Source organism: Pseudoalteromonas sp. (assembly GCF_041629635.1).
GTDB lineage: Bacteria > Pseudomonadota > Gammaproteobacteria > Enterobacterales > Alteromonadaceae > Pseudoalteromonas.
This window is the reverse complement of sequence record NZ_JBFKMX010000031.1, coordinates 15327-31031: the sequence shown is the minus strand read 5'-3', so window position 1 is coordinate 31031 and position 15705 is coordinate 15327. Positions and strand designations below refer to the sequence as shown.

Here is a 15705-nt window from a genome sequence, read left to right as displayed (position 1 = left end):
ATTGCGGAACAAGAATGGCAGATTTTTTCCAATTCAATGAATGAAGCTGCATCTGAAAATTCTTCAAATTAACATTCACTTCAGGGTTAGGCCTTTATCTTGCTAAGGTGTAAATTAACTTACAAAAGTTAGCTTTAAATTCAGCTAACCTGTTTTCCTTAAGCAATAGTTGCGGGCTTTGATGGTGATTTACAGATGCGCTTTATTTTCTATCTGCCCGCAGAACTGAAAAAGAGTTTTCCGAAATGAATGAAACACTTCGCTTTATTGATGTTATTTAAGAGTTTTGCTAATACTTCACCCTAGTAGTGCATGTTTATTGTTCAATGAAGAAACATGCACTTCATTGTTTCTCATGCAAATAATTATTCTCTTAAAAGATGTAGAAAATGCAGGTGTTTTTCATATTGGTCGATAACATCGCTAATAACCGCTTGCTCTGTCCAACCCATAATGTCGTAATTTTGCCCACCTTCAGCTAAATGTACCTCAGCTCGGTAATATAATTTGCTTTGTTCATCATTGCTAAAATTTGGTTGGTGATGCTGCTTTTTTTGCACGCTATAACAAAAATCGTGCTCATCCCCATGTTTTACATAAAGCTTAGCGCCATTGTTTTCTCTTGAGATTTCAGCTTCAATCTCACTCAAAATTAGTTGCTCTCGTATCTTTTTAAATGCACCAACAACGGTTGATTTTATATACCTATCAACATTATCTTTGCCGGGTGTAGAGAGAATATTGTCAAGACGCGCCTGCCAATTGTTTTGTTCGCTTTGTACATTAGACGAGGTTGATAATAACGCTAAACTTGCTTGTTTAGCCGATTCGATCCGCAGTGCTTTTGCTAGGCCATAGCAAGCTGCTAATAATACAAAGCTAAAAGGTAGCGCACTTGCAATTGTCATTGTTTGAAGGGCGTCTAATCCACCAACTAATGTTAATACTGCGGCAACGCAACCTACACTCACCGCCCAAAAAAGCCTTTGCCATACAGGCGTATTACTACTACCGTTTGAGCTTAACATATCTATCACCATGGCACCTGAGTCGCAAGAGGTAACAAAGAAAATAATAATCATCATGATAGATAAAGATGTTAACGCAGTTGACCAAGGTAATGATTCTAGAAAGACAAACAAACCAACAGCGGCATCGCTATTGACCATTTCAGCTAATCGAGAAAACCCTTGTTCTGTGATTTGGTATAATGCGGAATTACCAAAAATAGTCATCCATAATAGGGTGAATGCCGTAGGCACTAATAACACACCCACGATAAACTCTTTAATGGTTCGTCCTCTTGAAATTCTTGCGATAAATAAACCAACAAATGGTGCCCAAGCTAACCACCAACCCCAATAAAATATTGTCCAACCTCCAATCCAACTCTTTTTTTCGTAGGCAAAGAGATTAAAAGTGTTCGACACAATATCTGATAAGTAGCTGCCAACGTTTTGTACATATGCTTGTAATAAAAAAACCGTGGGTCCGACTATAAATATCAATAACATGAGAAGAACGGCTAACCCCATATTAATCTCGGATAGAATTTTAATTCCTTTATCTAACCCCGTTGCAACAGAGATAGATGCAAGAAGTGTAATGCCAAGCATAATTAAAAGCTGATTTGAAAGACTAACCTCAATATTAAAGAGATAATTTAAACCGGCATTAACCTGAGAAGCACCTAAACCTAACGAGGTGGCTACACCAAAAACAGTGCCGACAATAGCAAATATATCAACTAAGTGGCCAGACCAACCGTATATACGATCACCGATAATGGGATGTAAAGCCGATCTAAGTGTTAGTGGTAAACCTTGGCGATAGCTAAAATAAGCAAGTATTAACGCCACAATGGCGTAAATAGCCCATGCGTGAAGGCCCCAATGAAAAAATGTTACTTTCATTGCCTCTTTGACTGCAGCAAGTGAGTTTGCATCAGCTGTTGGCGGGGCTAGGTAGTGCATTACAGGCTCTGCAACTCCAAAAAACATAAGCCCTATTCCCATCCCTGCGGCAAACAACATTGATAACCAAGTCGCTGTTGAATAGTCAGGAGTTGAATGATCTGGCCCTAGTTTAATTGAGCCAAACCTCGACACACTTAAATAGATAACAAAACCTAAAATTGCTGCGACAGTTAAAACATAAAACCAACCGCCATTAGCTGTAATATTAGCCTGTATTGCGCTAAAACTCTGTGCAGCAAATTGCGGTGAGACAAACGCGAAAATAAGCAATGAGAATATGGCTATTATTGCAGGAATAAAAACAGATTTGTTAACTTTACCGTGTGATATTTTCATTTTATTTATTCGATATCTAAATATTTTTAGAGTGCTTTTTTGTGCTTAAATTATATTTGTGTTTGATTTTCAATAGCAAGCGCTTATTCGCTTTCTGAATATTTGTTTGTCTTAAAACTATTCTAGCTCAATTCATGTGAGATGCGAGTTTGTATACAACTAGCAAGTTATAGTTAAAAATGAAGCACAAGATGACAGAGGTGAGCACAGGTCACATAGAAAAATTTAACGCCAGCCAAATTTGATTTAGTTTTGTACGTTTTTAGAGTGTTGATTTATTCAAAGTTAACAAAGTTTTATATTGCTAATATAAAAACTCATATTTTGCTATAAGTTTTGTGTAATCATCTGATTGCTTAAACGCTGTCATTGCGTCATTGAATGCAAGCATCAGCTGCTTGTCTGTAAACGCCATATGATAGTTTGTTTTGGGGAATAATCGGTGTATGACAACGTTTGACATATGAGAACTTCCAAGGATCTCTTTGCTTAAATAGTTAAAAATATTGATGTCCATCACAACACAATCAATTTTGCCTTTTAATAACATTTCGACTTGCTTTCGCTGGTCTGGTAATTCCAAATAAAGAGGGCTGAATTTTGCCGCCCTTCGGTATTCAGCCCCAAGGACCACCGACGCGTTTTGGAAAGCCACAATGGAATAGTTTCTTAAATCTTGGATTGAATGGATTTGTATACTGCGCCCTTTGAGACTAATTGCCGCATTTTGATATGAGATATAGGGCTCGCTGAGCACTAGGCCTTCAACATCCATGCGATTATTCATCGTTAAGGCTACATCTACTTTTCCCACTTTAATCAAGGTATTTGAACGGCCAAAAGGCACATAGACGTAACTAATAGAATGGCCCATATTGTTGAAAATAGCGGAAACCATATCGAGTTCAAATCCGGAGTTTTCTACTTCAATAACGTACGGCGGCTTGTTCCACCCAACAGAAATAGACAAGGTATCAGCGCTAGCCTGCTTGGAAAAACTTAATGCTATTAACATTAGTAAGTATACGAAGGCGAGATATCCTAGTTTAAACGGGTCTAATTTTTTACACACAAGTTTAACCATATGCTTTCCTTAGGTTTAGAGTAGGTCATATTTTCTTATTTCGATACTAAAACTGGGTTAAATATAGAGTTTTATCCATTTGTTAATTCAAAATTAGTGGCACGATTTGAGCCTCTCAATCAAAACTTTTTAAATATGAGCGATTTAAATTGCGTTAATAAAATATTCTTGTTCTATGACAAAACAATTTCGCCCATTACGTTTAGCTGTGTACAGATGGGCATCGGCTCGCTTAAGCGCTGTTTTAAGCGTTTCGCTTTGGGTTACTTCTGTGTAACCAATACTAATAGTTATTTTATTATCTTTACCCAAGGACTCAAATCTGAGGCATTGAATAGCGCCTTTCAACCTGTTTGTTAAATTATATATGTGATTTTTATTTGCCCCGGGAATAACAATAGCAAACTCTTCACCCCCAATTATTCCAATGTAGTCCTCTTTACGCTGAGTGCTTTAGAGTGTGTTTGCCACTTTTACTAATACTTGGTCCCCAACACCATGAGCTTATGTATCATTAATTTGCTTGAAATAATCTAAATCTAACATCATCACGCCTACTTTGTATGATAGTCTACGTGAACGTTCGACAGCATTTTCAGCTTGCTTAAAAAAAGCCAGACGATTTGGAACTTTTGTTAAGGTATCCATATAAGCAAGCTGTTCAAGTTGAGCTTTTACTCAATCAAGCTCTCTGGTACGCATTTTAACGATGGCTTCCAATGATGTGGTCTGGCGATGGACTGCGTTTCCCATCTCATTCACCATACTTGCTAATTCAGCTAATTCAGCTAATTCAGCTAATTCAGCTAATTCAGCTAATTCATTTTTCTTTTGTTTTGGCAGATCAATGATCACTGGAGTAAGTGCATTAGCCAATTTAAAGTTGTTCAGAGAAGCTGTAATTTTAACTATTCTTTTGATAATTAATTGATAAGTAAAATATAAAATAAACACAGAAACGAAAAATGTTTTTGCAAGTTGCGTAGCTACTATCATGCTTAGGTTTTCCCGAACTTGGTGTTGCAATATATCCAAATCTGCTAGAACTAATAATTGACAGCCAACTCCGTTATTGTCATCCGGTCTAACAATCTCAACATTTATTATGCTAAGCTTATCGAAATATCGCTTCTTCATAGCGCCAGAGTAAAGAGCAACAGCGCTGTGCTTAAATAATTCTTCACCTTGGCTTGAAATTCATAATGGCAGAGAATCCGAAGTGTGATTGGTCAATACGTCTTTTTCACGTCTGTTAGGCTTTTGCGATAAAACACTCTGCAAATTTTCGTTTGATGTAAGTATCTGTACTTGAGATATGCTGTCGAACTCAGCCATGGTATCAAGGGTTTTTTGAATTTCTATTGTATTAAATATGAGAAGTTGACGTTTTAAAGCACTTTGAATCACATTAATGACGTTATTGATTTGCGAGTAAATTTTTTGTTCTTCACTCTTATAGTCTACATAAACCTGTATTGATATATTTGCTATTGAAATAATACAGCTGATTAAAAGAATATGAATTAGGAGTTGTTTAGAAAGTCGACAATTAAAAACTCTCAGTTCACTTAACATTGTAATTTTGTTGTTATTATTTTTGTTGTTGAATATTCTTTTAAACTGATAAAAATGTCAATTTTATCAAGACAATAAATCTTCTTGTGTATATTTTTATGCGACTCCTTTAGTGACAGATTTAAACTGCGATACCCATTTTTTCATTGTATTCGTGTATTATCCCACTCTTAAAAAATGAACCAGTAAAAATTGAGAATTGGTAAATATGGCAAGTACAGCACATGCAATACATATATTGGTGAAACATAAAGAACAAGCAGAAGATATTCTTGCACAGTTAAACAAGGGCGCTAAATTTCAAACATTGGCGAAAAAGTATTCAAATTGTCCCTCTGGTAAAAAAGGCGGCGACTTAGGAGAATTTAGGCGCGGTACCATGGTTCCACAATTTGATAAAGTATGCTTTTCTTGTGAGATACTGACGCCTCAATTGGTTAAAACCAAATTTGGTTGGCATATTATTAAAGTGTTATATCGAACATAAAAAAATCAAGTTACCCAGGTTCAGCTTTTGCAGCTCTCCTTTGATATTTTTAGCTCCCCTGCTTTTTTTGGTTCAGGTAGATCTTTTAGGCTTTAGTCTGTTAATCCGAAAAAATTGCTTTTAAATTTGTACCAAATACAACGATTTTGAAAATTCGTATATAATTTATTCAATTTGAGCAGCTTAAAAATTAAAATTATTTAATTTTTAAGTCATTTCTTTGAAATAAATGTTATTATTGCTTTTTGTGTATTAATCGTTTGGTAAAACATATCTTAACTGTTTGATTTACCAAGATTACATATTAACTCAGTTTTATAACACTTTAATTTGGCTTAAATTTTAGTCAAACCTAGTGTTTAAAATTGAAGCGAAACGATTATAAATTACCGAATAACTGTCGTGCTAATTCATTGTTAGTAATTACTCGGTATGAGCAAAAAGGCGCTACTTAATGACAACAACTCACTCTTTCTTGCGTTTTAGCAAGTTAAATTCAATCACACTTTCACTTCTTGCAGCATCAAGCTTTGCAACTATGGCAAACGAAGCTGAAGACACACAAACAGCTAAAAAAGAAATTGAAGCTATTACCGTAACCGCAACTAAACGTTCGCAGGTTATTTATGAAGTGCCAATTGCAATGAGTGCATTTAGCGGCGATAAGCTAGCTGAGCAAGGTATTTCTGAAATTAATGATGTGGGTAAATTTGTTCCTAACCTAAATATTACTGGCTTTTCAGCAGGTCATAACTCATCGGCTAACCCGTTTATTCGTGGTATTGGTTTGCAAGATCACTTGATCACAACCGATCCGGGTGTAAGTGTATATGTAGATGGTGTTTACTTAGGTCGCCAAGTAGGTCAAAACTGGAACCTAGCCAATATTGAGCGTATTGAAGTATTACGTGGTCCACAGGGCACGCTTTATGGTCGTAACTCAATTGGTGGTGCAATTAATATCATCACCAAGCAAGCTAATAGCGAGTCGGTTACTAAAATTTCTGCTGAAGTAGGCACGCGTGAGCGCGTTAAAGGCGATGTATTTATTAACCGCGGTCTTACAGATAACTTAGCGTTTAACTTTAATGCAGGTTACAACCACCGTGGTGGTTTAGGTGAATTTATTAACCTGCCAGAAGCTAAATACGATGTGGGTGAAAACCGTGAGTTTCATGGTCGCGTGTCAGTTAAATATGATGCAGCGGATGACTTAAGTTTTGTTTTAACGGCTGATGCTAATGATGCTGAAGGTGGCCTTCGTCCTTATACAACTCTAATTGATGAAGTACCAACAGGCGCATACTACACAGGTATGCGTTTTGGTAGCCCAACACCAACAGGCCCATTACGTAATTCTGATGTTGCAGCTGACCCATACGATAATGCAACGGGCTCAATTGAAGTAACCGAAGTTACTAATAAAGCAAATGGTGTGTCGCTTACAACTAACTATGATATTTCAAATGACCTTGGTGCTAAGTTTATTTTAAGCAAGCGCTCATCTGAGTATAAAGCGGGCCTTGATGATGACAGCACAATTTACGCACTTGATCATTATCCAGAGCGCGGTGAAGCAGATCAAACTTCAGTTGAGCTTCAGTTCAATGGCTATTTAGGTCAGTTTGACTTTGTATCAGGCTTATATTGGTTTGAAGAAGAAGGCAGCAACCGCCAAGGTGCTGATTCTCGCTTTAATGGCGGCGCAAACTTACTTGAACTTGACCAAACAACCGCAAGTAAAGCGGTATTTGTTAATATTGGTTACGACATGACAGACGATTTACGTGTATCAGGTGGTTTACGTTATACCCAAGACGAAAAAGAAGCTACCGCCAATGTTGGTATTGGTCCAACTCATGCAGAAGATGATTGGAGCCAGTTAAGCTACGATTTATCAGCTAACTACACTCTTGAAAATGGTTTAAATGTGTATGGTAGCATCCAAAGTGGTTATCAAGGTGGTCAGTTCCCGGCACGTCCTTACTGTCTATTCGGTGACCCAAATTGTTTTGTAGCAACAGACAACATTACAGCAGTTAACTACGAAGTGGGTTTAAAAGGGCAAGTTACTAGCGACTTCAGCATGAGTATTGCACTATTCAATACTAACTATGATGACTTACCTTACCAAGTAAGTACTACATCTGAAGGTGGTTTCGATACACGAAATTTAGTGGTTTCGCAAACGTCACGTGGTATTGAGTGGGAAGGTACAGCGTATATCACTGATAACTTTAGCGTTCATACAAGCTTAGGTTATATGGATGTGGATGTAGATGAACAAGCAGGTGTTAAACCAGTTGCACCATTAACGCCAGACTTAACAGCGTCAATTAGCCCAAGCTATGAGTTTGCATTAGCGGATGGCTCACTTATCACAACCCGTGTTGACTATTCGTATCGTAGTGAAATGTATGGTGAGCCAAGCTCAGATCCTAAGCGTTTAACAAAAGTAGATGCACGTAGCCTAGTTAATTTAACGGTAGGTTATTCACCAGCGAATGCTAACTGGCGTGTTGATTTATATGGTCGCAATATTTTTGATGAGCGTTACGATGATGCACGTTTAAATACTGGCGATTATGTATTAGTAATTAAGAGTAACGATGCAAGTGAATTTGGTGTTCGATACTCAATGACTTTCTAAATAGTTATTCATGAACACATGCTAAAGGCGCTTCTGCGCCTTTTTTATGCTCTCTATTTATCTATTAAACAAAATATGTATGCACGATTGTTTTCGTAACATCCTTAAAATTTGCTATTTGATTGTTATTGATTAAGAGAGGCAATTTGTAGGGTGATACTGAAGAATATGTCAGCCTAAATATATTCACATTAAATTAACATGCGATGTAAGCTGCTAACGGAAGCTTTTATTTATCTAGAAACGAAGAAGTCACTAACGCGATAGTTTTTGGGCTGAAACTAGATTAAAAATTTCTTATTTTATTTTTTTCCTTCAAAAATATTTATTCATTCTATGAATAAAACGTATTGTTTTATATATTATTTCTATCATTCTTTTTTATTATTTTGAAAACTTGGTTACATTTATTTACAAAGCATAAAGTATTTTAAAATAATTGCCTTTCAGATTTTAGTATCTAAGATTTCTAATGAATAACCTTACTTAAGTATAAATCATTCATAAATAATATTTCTTTTATGGGTACAAATGTTAAAAAAATGATAATGTAATTTGAACTGTTTGTTTTTTGAACTAGGTTTTTAGCTATTAATAAAACCAAGCAACAAGGAAACGTCATGTTTAAATATTCAAAAACAATGTTATTAATCGCATCGGTATGCTCAGCTAACTTTGCCTATGCAAATAGCGATAAATTACTTCAAGTAAACGCCAGTAAACAAATTCCAAACAAATATGTAGTGGTATTTAAAACACCACCTAAAAGTTTAGCCAATGGCGGTATTGAGGAACAAGCCAAAGAAAATGTCGATAAAATTCGTGGTAAGTATGGTGTAAAGGCCAATAAGCTCTTTGGCAACACCTTAAACGGTGCGCAGTATACGTTGTCGAAAGGTCAACTCAAACAGTTATTAAAAGAAGATCTTGTTCAATTTATTGAACCTGAACAAATTATTTCAGTTGACCCGCTAGTGTCGACAAATGCAAATCAAACTAATGCTATATGGGGGTTAGATCGCATAGATCAACGCGAGTTACCGCTTGATAGTAATTATCAATACAACTTTAATGGCTCTGGCGTGACCGCGTATGTTATTGATACCGGTGTGCGAAATACCCACAATGAGTTTGGTAATCGTGCCAGCAGTGGTTGGGATTTTGTCGATAATGATTCCGATGCCTCTGACTGTAATGGTCATGGTACTCATGTTGCGGGCACCATTGGTGGCCAAAATTACGGTGTCGCGAAAAATGTTAACATTGTGGGTGTCAGAGTCCTGGGTTGTGATGGTTCAGGTACAACATCGGGTGTAATTGACGGCATCAACTGGGTGAAAAATAATGCAAGTGGTCCGTCAGTTGCCAATATGAGTTTAGGTGGTGGTGCCTCATCTGCAATAGATCAAGCTGTTGAATCAGCAGTGGCATCAGGCATTAGTTTTGTTGTTGCTGCGGGAAATGATAACAGTAATGCGTGTAACTATTCACCAGCACGAGCTACAACCGCAATTACGGTAGGCTCAACCACATCAAGCGATAACCGCTCGAGTTTCTCAAACTATGGTAGCTGTTTAGATATTTACGCGCCGGGCTCAAGTATTAAATCGGCGTGGTACAATTCAGATTCATCTGAAAATACTATTAGCGGTACTTCGATGGCCGCACCGCATGTTGCAGGTGTAGTCGCGCTTTACCTTGATGAGAACAGTAGCCTCACGCCATCACAAATTGATAGTAAATTATCAGCAGGGGCAAGTAAGAATAAGGTGTCTGATGCAAAATCAGGTTCACCAAATGAGTTGTTATTCGCGCTTGAAGGCACAGTGGATCCTGAACCACCAACAGTGGCAGAGTTAGTTAAAGATCAAGCGGTATCCGCAACAGGCGCGTCAGGAAGTGAAACCAGTTATTTTGTCGAAGTACCGGCTGGACAGTCTCGTTTATCAATATCACTTTCAGGGGGCCAAGGCGATGCTGATTTATATGTGAAGCAAGGTTCAGCTGCTACCACGGGCAGCTATGATTGTCGCCCTTATAAAAATGGTAATAATGAAAGCTGTGAGTTTAATACACCTGCAGCAGGCAAATACTTTGTAATGCTTCATGGTTATTCAGCGTATTCAGGCGCAAGTTTAGTTGCCACCTACAGTGCCGATACTGGTTGTACTGATTGTCTTGATAACGGTGTACCGAAGACGAATTTATCTGGCGGTGCAAAGAGCCAAATGTTCTTTAAAATTGATGTTCCTGCAAACCAAACGCTAACCGTAACAACTGCAAATGGCAGCGGTGATGTCGACTTATATGTGAAAAAAGGATCGCAGCCAACCACATCAGATTATGAGTGTCGCCCATATAAATGGGGAAATAATGAATCATGTAGTTTAAGTAGTGGTGCAACAGGCGGTACGTACCATATTTTATTAAATGGTTATTCGGCTTATTCAGGTGTGACATTAACGGCAAGTTATTAAAAAACGTTCAAATAAAAGCCAGCTATTACGCTGGCTTTTTCTAGTTCTAGACATCAAAGATTTTAAGCCTATCTAGCATAAATAGGCTGGCTCGCGTTAAAGCATCGTATTAGTGTTTTAATCTGGTTCGGATCTATTTTTTCCTGAACTAATCTTATTTACACAATAAATCAATAAGCTATTCTTCATACTGTCAATACCTTGTTCTGCAAGCATGTTGGACATATTGATTTAACGGCATGTATAACACAAGGTTTTTGGCTTACGTTGTGTTTAATCATCTAAAAGTAAGCTATTTTGATGCCTAATAACAGAATATAGATATGGCTGCCTTTTGGCTATACACAAGAATCTCTTGAAGGTTTGCAATAACAGCCTGACGATTTAACTGGCAAGCGAATTGGATTGAAGTGATAACAATAGCTTTTAGCTGTGGGTGAAAATCAATGAACCGACTTGATTGAGCAATCTCAGATAAACAATATTTAGAGAGATTAATAAAATGACAGTTCTATATTTTACCATAGCTTTTTATCCGCTTAGGTTATTTACTAAGTGATCAATTTACAAAACAACATCGCCATTTTTATAAAAATCCATTTCTTAATAAGCGTTTTCAATTACTTTTTAAAAAACTTTTCCAGACGTTAAAAAATAACACCAGGCATTTAACCTGGGGTTAGGTAAATAAACAAAAGTGTTTTGACAGCATACGCTAAAAATTCCCCTCAAATTAGAGATTTTATTTTCAGAAAATATAACTCGAAATTTAAAAGGTGGTCGCCCGAACTAATCTTGAACTTGATTTGTTAAGTCGTAACAAGAACAGCTATATAATGCTTACTAAAATGTTAAATGAAAAATAGGCGAGTATTTGTTTGTCAGCTCAATGAAATTAATGAATGACAATCTTACTTTGTAATGCACAATGTAAAGTATTATCTATACTTTCAAAACATGTGGAAGCAAGTTTTTAGAAAGTGTAATGCGTTTATTGATATGTTTAGTACTTACACAACTCTCATTTTATTGTTCTGCCGAATCTGTAAAAGTAGCATCAGCGCATTGGCGAGAGTTTTCAGAGCCAGGTGGCAAGGGGGTATATCTTAATTTAATTAAACGCAGTTTTGATAAACACCGGATTGAATTCGATGTTGGCAGTTTTGCCCGTGCTAAGCGATTGTTCAAAAATAATAAAGCAGACATTTTAGTGGGTGTTTACAAAAATGATAAGGCGTTACTGGGTGATGTAATCTTCCCTAAATACCATCTTGATCTTGAATTTCCAATTGTTGCGATTTACAACCCGCGCATAACAAAACTTCGTCATAGTGAAGACTTTACATCACTCACAGTAGGTTGGTATGAAGAATACGCTTATGACCGGTTTGTGCCACAACATGGTCAAAGTTATCGTTTTACTGATATTAAAAAAGCGTTAGCTCTTCTTGAATCGGGAAAAATAGATGTTGTGGTTGATCATATTTATAACTTGGATGAAAGGCAGCTGAAAATTTTTAAAACAATTGAGTTGCATGGCCAATTGCCTATTTGGTTGGTATTTCATAATACTGAGAAAGGTAAACGGTTAAAAACACATTTTGAAGCATCGTTTGAGCAACTCTATAAAAGCCAAGCACTAAAACGTATTTATGGTGTAAATTATGAGTATGCGAACTTTTCGAGTTTATTTGTAGAAAAATAAACAGGTAGCAGTAAACTTTTTTAGCTTTTTAACCTTATAACATGCAACTTGTATTTTTGAGAGTTAAACCGTGACATTACGCCGTCATCGCAAAGAAAAATTGCACCCTAAAAACCAACACTATTTACTCTCTGTAATAGAGGAGTTAAAAGCTAATCCTGAAAAATTAGCGATAGTTAAACATAATGTTGATGAGTACCAAACCCAACAATATTTAAAAAGAGGCTTTTTAATTGCGCTGGAACGCATGGAATGGCTGTTTGAAGCTGATTTGTCGATCGATGAGTTTTGCCAACAAATATTAGCCGATGATTACATTGGCAATCGCATTCGTAAGTACCCTTTAATTTTTAAAGGAGTAATTGAAAAGCATGGTTTTTTGTAGCCATATTATGGGTAGTTAGAAAGATATTTATCAAAGGCAATGTTAAATGGAGTAGAATCACACGAAAATAGAGTTTTATAGTAACTACTTATGCCTATACTAATTTTAAGATCATCATATTTAAGCAGGTTTATTATTGTAATCAACTATGTATAGTCACATTACTAATCCTTCCATGTGACAAATATATTGCACTTTAATAGCAAGCTTTCTATTTTAGATAGATGATTAGTTAGGAAAATTATATGAGATCAGAAACTGAGAATGCTAATTTTAAACTTTTAGCTATCAAAAGCTTGTATTGGAAGTTATTAATTGCTTTTCTGATTTCAGGCTATATTTTATCGTTTATTTCTTTCCAGTCACAAGTGATGCCTATTTGGCTCCCAGCAGGCATTGCGCTAGCTGGATGTTACTTATATGGCTTAGCATTTGTCCCAGCTGTTTTATTGGCCTCTTTTAGCTTTAATTGTTTTGTGACACCAGACTTTCAGTTAACGAGTGTTTTCAGTAACATTGGTCTACAAAACTTTTTTATCGCTAGTGGGGCGAGTTTACAGGCGTGGTTAGGGGCCCTAGTCTTAAAAAAATGGATAGGCAACCCCTTACATTTGTCTTACAAAAAACTTATCTATTTTATTTTGGTGGTTGGCTTTTTAATCAATATTGTCTCTGCCAATATTGGTATTTTTTCTTTAAGCTACTTTAACCCGAATTATGACAGTGCGAATTACTGGATAACGGTTATGTATTGGTGGTTAGGGGACTCTTTGGGGGTTTTACTGGCTACACCATTTATTTTGAGTTCAGTGGGTTATAAGAAAAGAACTGTTCAGCAAAAAAAAGCCAGTAATGTTCTATTAGCTTCAATTGTATGTCTTTTTACGGCTGTGTTAGCCATTACTCTGTTTTTTATTGAGTCAGAAAAGAATAACACCCGAGAGTTGTTAGAAAAAGAGGTGCAATCAGTTGAAAATAAAGTGCATCGTGAATTAACAAACACGGTTGCTATTTTGGAAAAATTAGCCAATGAAGTTCAGTCTAATCCGAATGTATCTTTGTCACGATTTGATGCGATAGCTGAGCAGCTCTACTCAAATTCGGCAACCCTTAAAGCACTTTCATGGAACCCAATAATTCCTCAATCTCTACTGGCTGAAAAAAGTGATGAATTAGTAAAGATATACGGTGCAGGCAAAATAATTAAAGGGCCATCACTTGCAAGCGATGATCCTATTATCTATGTGAAATATATCTATCCAGTGAAAGGAAACGAAAATGCGATAGGGTTTAATGTTTACTCGAATTCATCTCGCAAAATTACCCTTGCGAAGGTCCTTGGTAACTACCAACCTAAAGCAACCCCAATTATCAACTTAGTGCAGTCAGAAAAAACACAACCTGCTTTTTTATTGTTTTTTCCGGTTTTTGCAAATGATAAAAGCAATATACATCGAGAGAATATCACAGTAATTGGTTTTGCAACCGGGGTATTCCTTACAGATCAGCTGTTAAACAATGCGTTCAACCAAATTGATAAAGAAATGTTTTTTATCCGTGTAGAAGATACAAGGTCAGGGAAGTATTTTTACAGTAATGCTTCAGCGAAATCGGTATATGAAAACAGTCAAGCTTTTAAATCGATTCAAATAGATTTACTCGGCCAATCTTGGAAAATTGCATTCCATATCAACCGAGCAAACTTGTTTGATCGTCAAAATAAAGGACTTGCTCCACTTTATGGTTTGTTAGTGATTATTACGACGGTCATTATGTTGATTGTCTTGATAATGAATAGTCAACAACAAATGCTTGATAAGTTGGTAGCACAGAGAACTCGCTCTTTGAAAAAAGCAACTGACGAAGCAGAACAAGCGAATAAAGCAAAAAGCCGCTTTGTCGCCAATATGAGCCATGAAATAAGAACGCCAATGAACTCGGTAATTGGCTTTGGTCAACTGGCACAAAAAAGCAATAACGTTGACGAGATTAAATCTTATATTCAACAAATTAATGCTTCTTCTCGTGTATTACTCAATATTGTCAGTGATATTTTAGATTTTTCAAAAATTGAATCTGGTAAACTGGCTCTGGATTTGCAACCATTTCAGCTTGCTGAATCATTAAATGATATGGCAAATATGTTTGCGACTTTGGCCAAAGAAAAACAATTAGAGTGGCATCATGATATTGATATTCCTAGCACAATGTATGTGATTGGCGATCAAACTCGAATTGAGCAAGTCTTATTAAATTTATGCAGTAATTCTCTTAAATTTACAAAGCAAGGAGAGATTTCGTTTAGCGCTAAGATTAACCCTCTTAGTGAGGGTAACATTGAACTAATCATTAGTATTGCTGATACAGGTATTGGTATTGCAGAAGATAAACACAATGAGATTTTTAAGCCATTTATTCAAGCGGACTCCTCAACATCTCGCAATTTTGGCGGTACAGGCTTGGGGCTTGCGATTAGTGGAGAAATCAGTCGCCTTATGAAAGGTGATATCCAAGTGCAAAATAATGATCCACAAGGCAGTATTTTTACATTTACTGCGCAAATGCAACTATCTGAAAAGCCAGCAATAACCGTTGAGAAAGCGAGTAATGAGCTGCTCAAAACATTGCATATTTTGGTTGCGGAAGACAATTTAGTAAATCAAAAAGTAATATCAGCCATGCTTGAAAAACTAAACATGACTTTTGATGTGGTTGAAAATGGAGAGCAAGCAGTAAACGCGGTGCAAAAGCAGCATTATGATGTGGTGCTAATGGATTGCCAAATGCCCGTGCTAGATGGCTATGAAGCGACCAAGCAAATTAGGACAATGCCTGAATTTGATGCTTTACCCATATATGCGCTTACTGCAAACGCAGATACCGAAAGCAAAGAGTTAGCGCTAAATATTGGATTTAATGAGCATTTATCAAAACCCATTACCCTAGAAAAGTTAAAGACAAGCTTGCAAAAAGTTGATGTTAGTAAATGCTAATTTATTTGGCGGACTCAAGAATATAAAGCCTTAATAA

Annotated in this window: 9 protein-coding genes and 1 pseudogene; 6 read left to right on the top strand and 4 right to left on the bottom strand. The window is 36.5% G+C overall.

Going from position 1 to position 15705, the window contains the following annotated elements:
* Positions 1-365: 365 nt before the first annotated feature.
* From ABYD77_RS06865 to ABYD77_RS06850, 4 genes and pseudogenes are all read right to left on the bottom strand, one after another.
* Positions 366-2312 (bottom strand): BCCT family transporter, encoded by a 1947-nt coding sequence (locus tag ABYD77_RS06865; protein WP_372768302.1) that lies wholly within the window; start codon positions 2310-2312, stop codon positions 366-368.
* Between the two features lie 304 nt (positions 2313-2616).
* Entirely contained in the window at positions 2617-3396 is a 780-nt protein-coding gene (locus ABYD77_RS06860) for a substrate-binding periplasmic protein (RefSeq protein WP_372768300.1), read from the bottom strand.
* A gap of 144 nt (positions 3397-3540) precedes the next feature.
* A pseudogene (locus tag ABYD77_RS06855) lies at positions 3541-4050 on the bottom strand (GGDEF domain-containing protein); the annotation flags it as partial.
* A 24-nt stretch (positions 4051-4074) separates the two neighbouring features.
* Positions 4075-4533 (bottom strand): hypothetical protein, encoded by a 459-nt coding sequence (locus tag ABYD77_RS06850; protein ID WP_372768298.1) that lies wholly within the window; start codon positions 4531-4533, stop codon positions 4075-4077.
* A gap of 646 nt (positions 4534-5179) precedes the next feature.
* On the opposite strand from ABYD77_RS06850, the gene ppiC reads away from it, so the two are divergent.
* The 6 genes from ppiC (at position 5180) to ABYD77_RS06820 (ending at position 15668) form a co-directional block, all read left to right on the top strand.
* Entirely contained in the window at positions 5180-5458 is a 279-nt protein-coding gene (gene ppiC, locus ABYD77_RS06845; protein ID WP_372768296.1) for a peptidylprolyl isomerase PpiC, read from the top strand.
* Between the two features lie 454 nt (positions 5459-5912).
* Positions 5913-8108: a TonB-dependent receptor gene (locus ABYD77_RS06840; RefSeq protein ID WP_372768294.1), complete on the top strand. Its 2196-nt coding sequence runs from the start codon at positions 5913-5915 to the stop codon at positions 8106-8108.
* Between the two features lie 620 nt (positions 8109-8728).
* The gene (locus ABYD77_RS06835; RefSeq protein ID WP_372768292.1) at positions 8729-10585 is read left to right on the top strand and encodes a S8 family peptidase; all 1857 of its coding nucleotides are present in this window, start codon (positions 8729-8731) and stop codon (positions 10583-10585) included.
* A gap of 985 nt (positions 10586-11570) precedes the next feature.
* Positions 11571-12290, top strand: a complete 720-nt coding sequence (locus ABYD77_RS06830) for a hypothetical protein (RefSeq protein WP_372768290.1) — start codon at positions 11571-11573, stop codon at positions 12288-12290.
* 70 nt (positions 12291-12360) lie between these two features.
* Entirely contained in the window at positions 12361-12675 is a 315-nt protein-coding gene (locus ABYD77_RS06825) for a hypothetical protein (RefSeq protein ID WP_372768288.1), read from the top strand.
* Between the two features lie 245 nt (positions 12676-12920).
* Complete coding sequence (locus ABYD77_RS06820; RefSeq protein ID WP_372768286.1) at positions 12921-15668, top strand: response regulator; 2748 nt, start codon at positions 12921-12923, stop codon at positions 15666-15668.
* Positions 15669-15705: the final 37 nt, after the last annotated feature.

Bases quoted from the DNA above. Each gene is read 5' to 3' on its own strand.
- ABYD77_RS06865 (WP_372768302.1), bottom strand. From the start codon at position 2,312: ATGAAAATATCACACGGTAAAGTTAACAAATCTGTTTTTATTCCTGCA.
- ABYD77_RS06860 (WP_372768300.1), bottom strand. From the start codon at position 3,396: ATGGTTAAACTTGTGTGTAAAAAATTAGACCCGTTTAAACTAGGATAT.
- ABYD77_RS06850 (WP_372768298.1), bottom strand. From the start codon at position 4,533: ATGAAGAAGCGATATTTCGATAAGCTTAGCATAATAAATGTTGAGATT.
- ppiC (WP_372768296.1), top strand. From the start codon at position 5,180: ATGGCAAGTACAGCACATGCAATACATATATTGGTGAAACATAAAGAA.
- ABYD77_RS06840 (WP_372768294.1), top strand. From the start codon at position 5,913: ATGACAACAACTCACTCTTTCTTGCGTTTTAGCAAGTTAAATTCAATC.
- ABYD77_RS06835 (WP_372768292.1), top strand. From the start codon at position 8,729: ATGTTTAAATATTCAAAAACAATGTTATTAATCGCATCGGTATGCTCA.
- ABYD77_RS06830 (WP_372768290.1), top strand. From the start codon at position 11,571: ATGCGTTTATTGATATGTTTAGTACTTACACAACTCTCATTTTATTGT.
- ABYD77_RS06820 (WP_372768286.1), top strand. From the start codon at position 12,921: ATGAGATCAGAAACTGAGAATGCTAATTTTAAACTTTTAGCTATCAAA.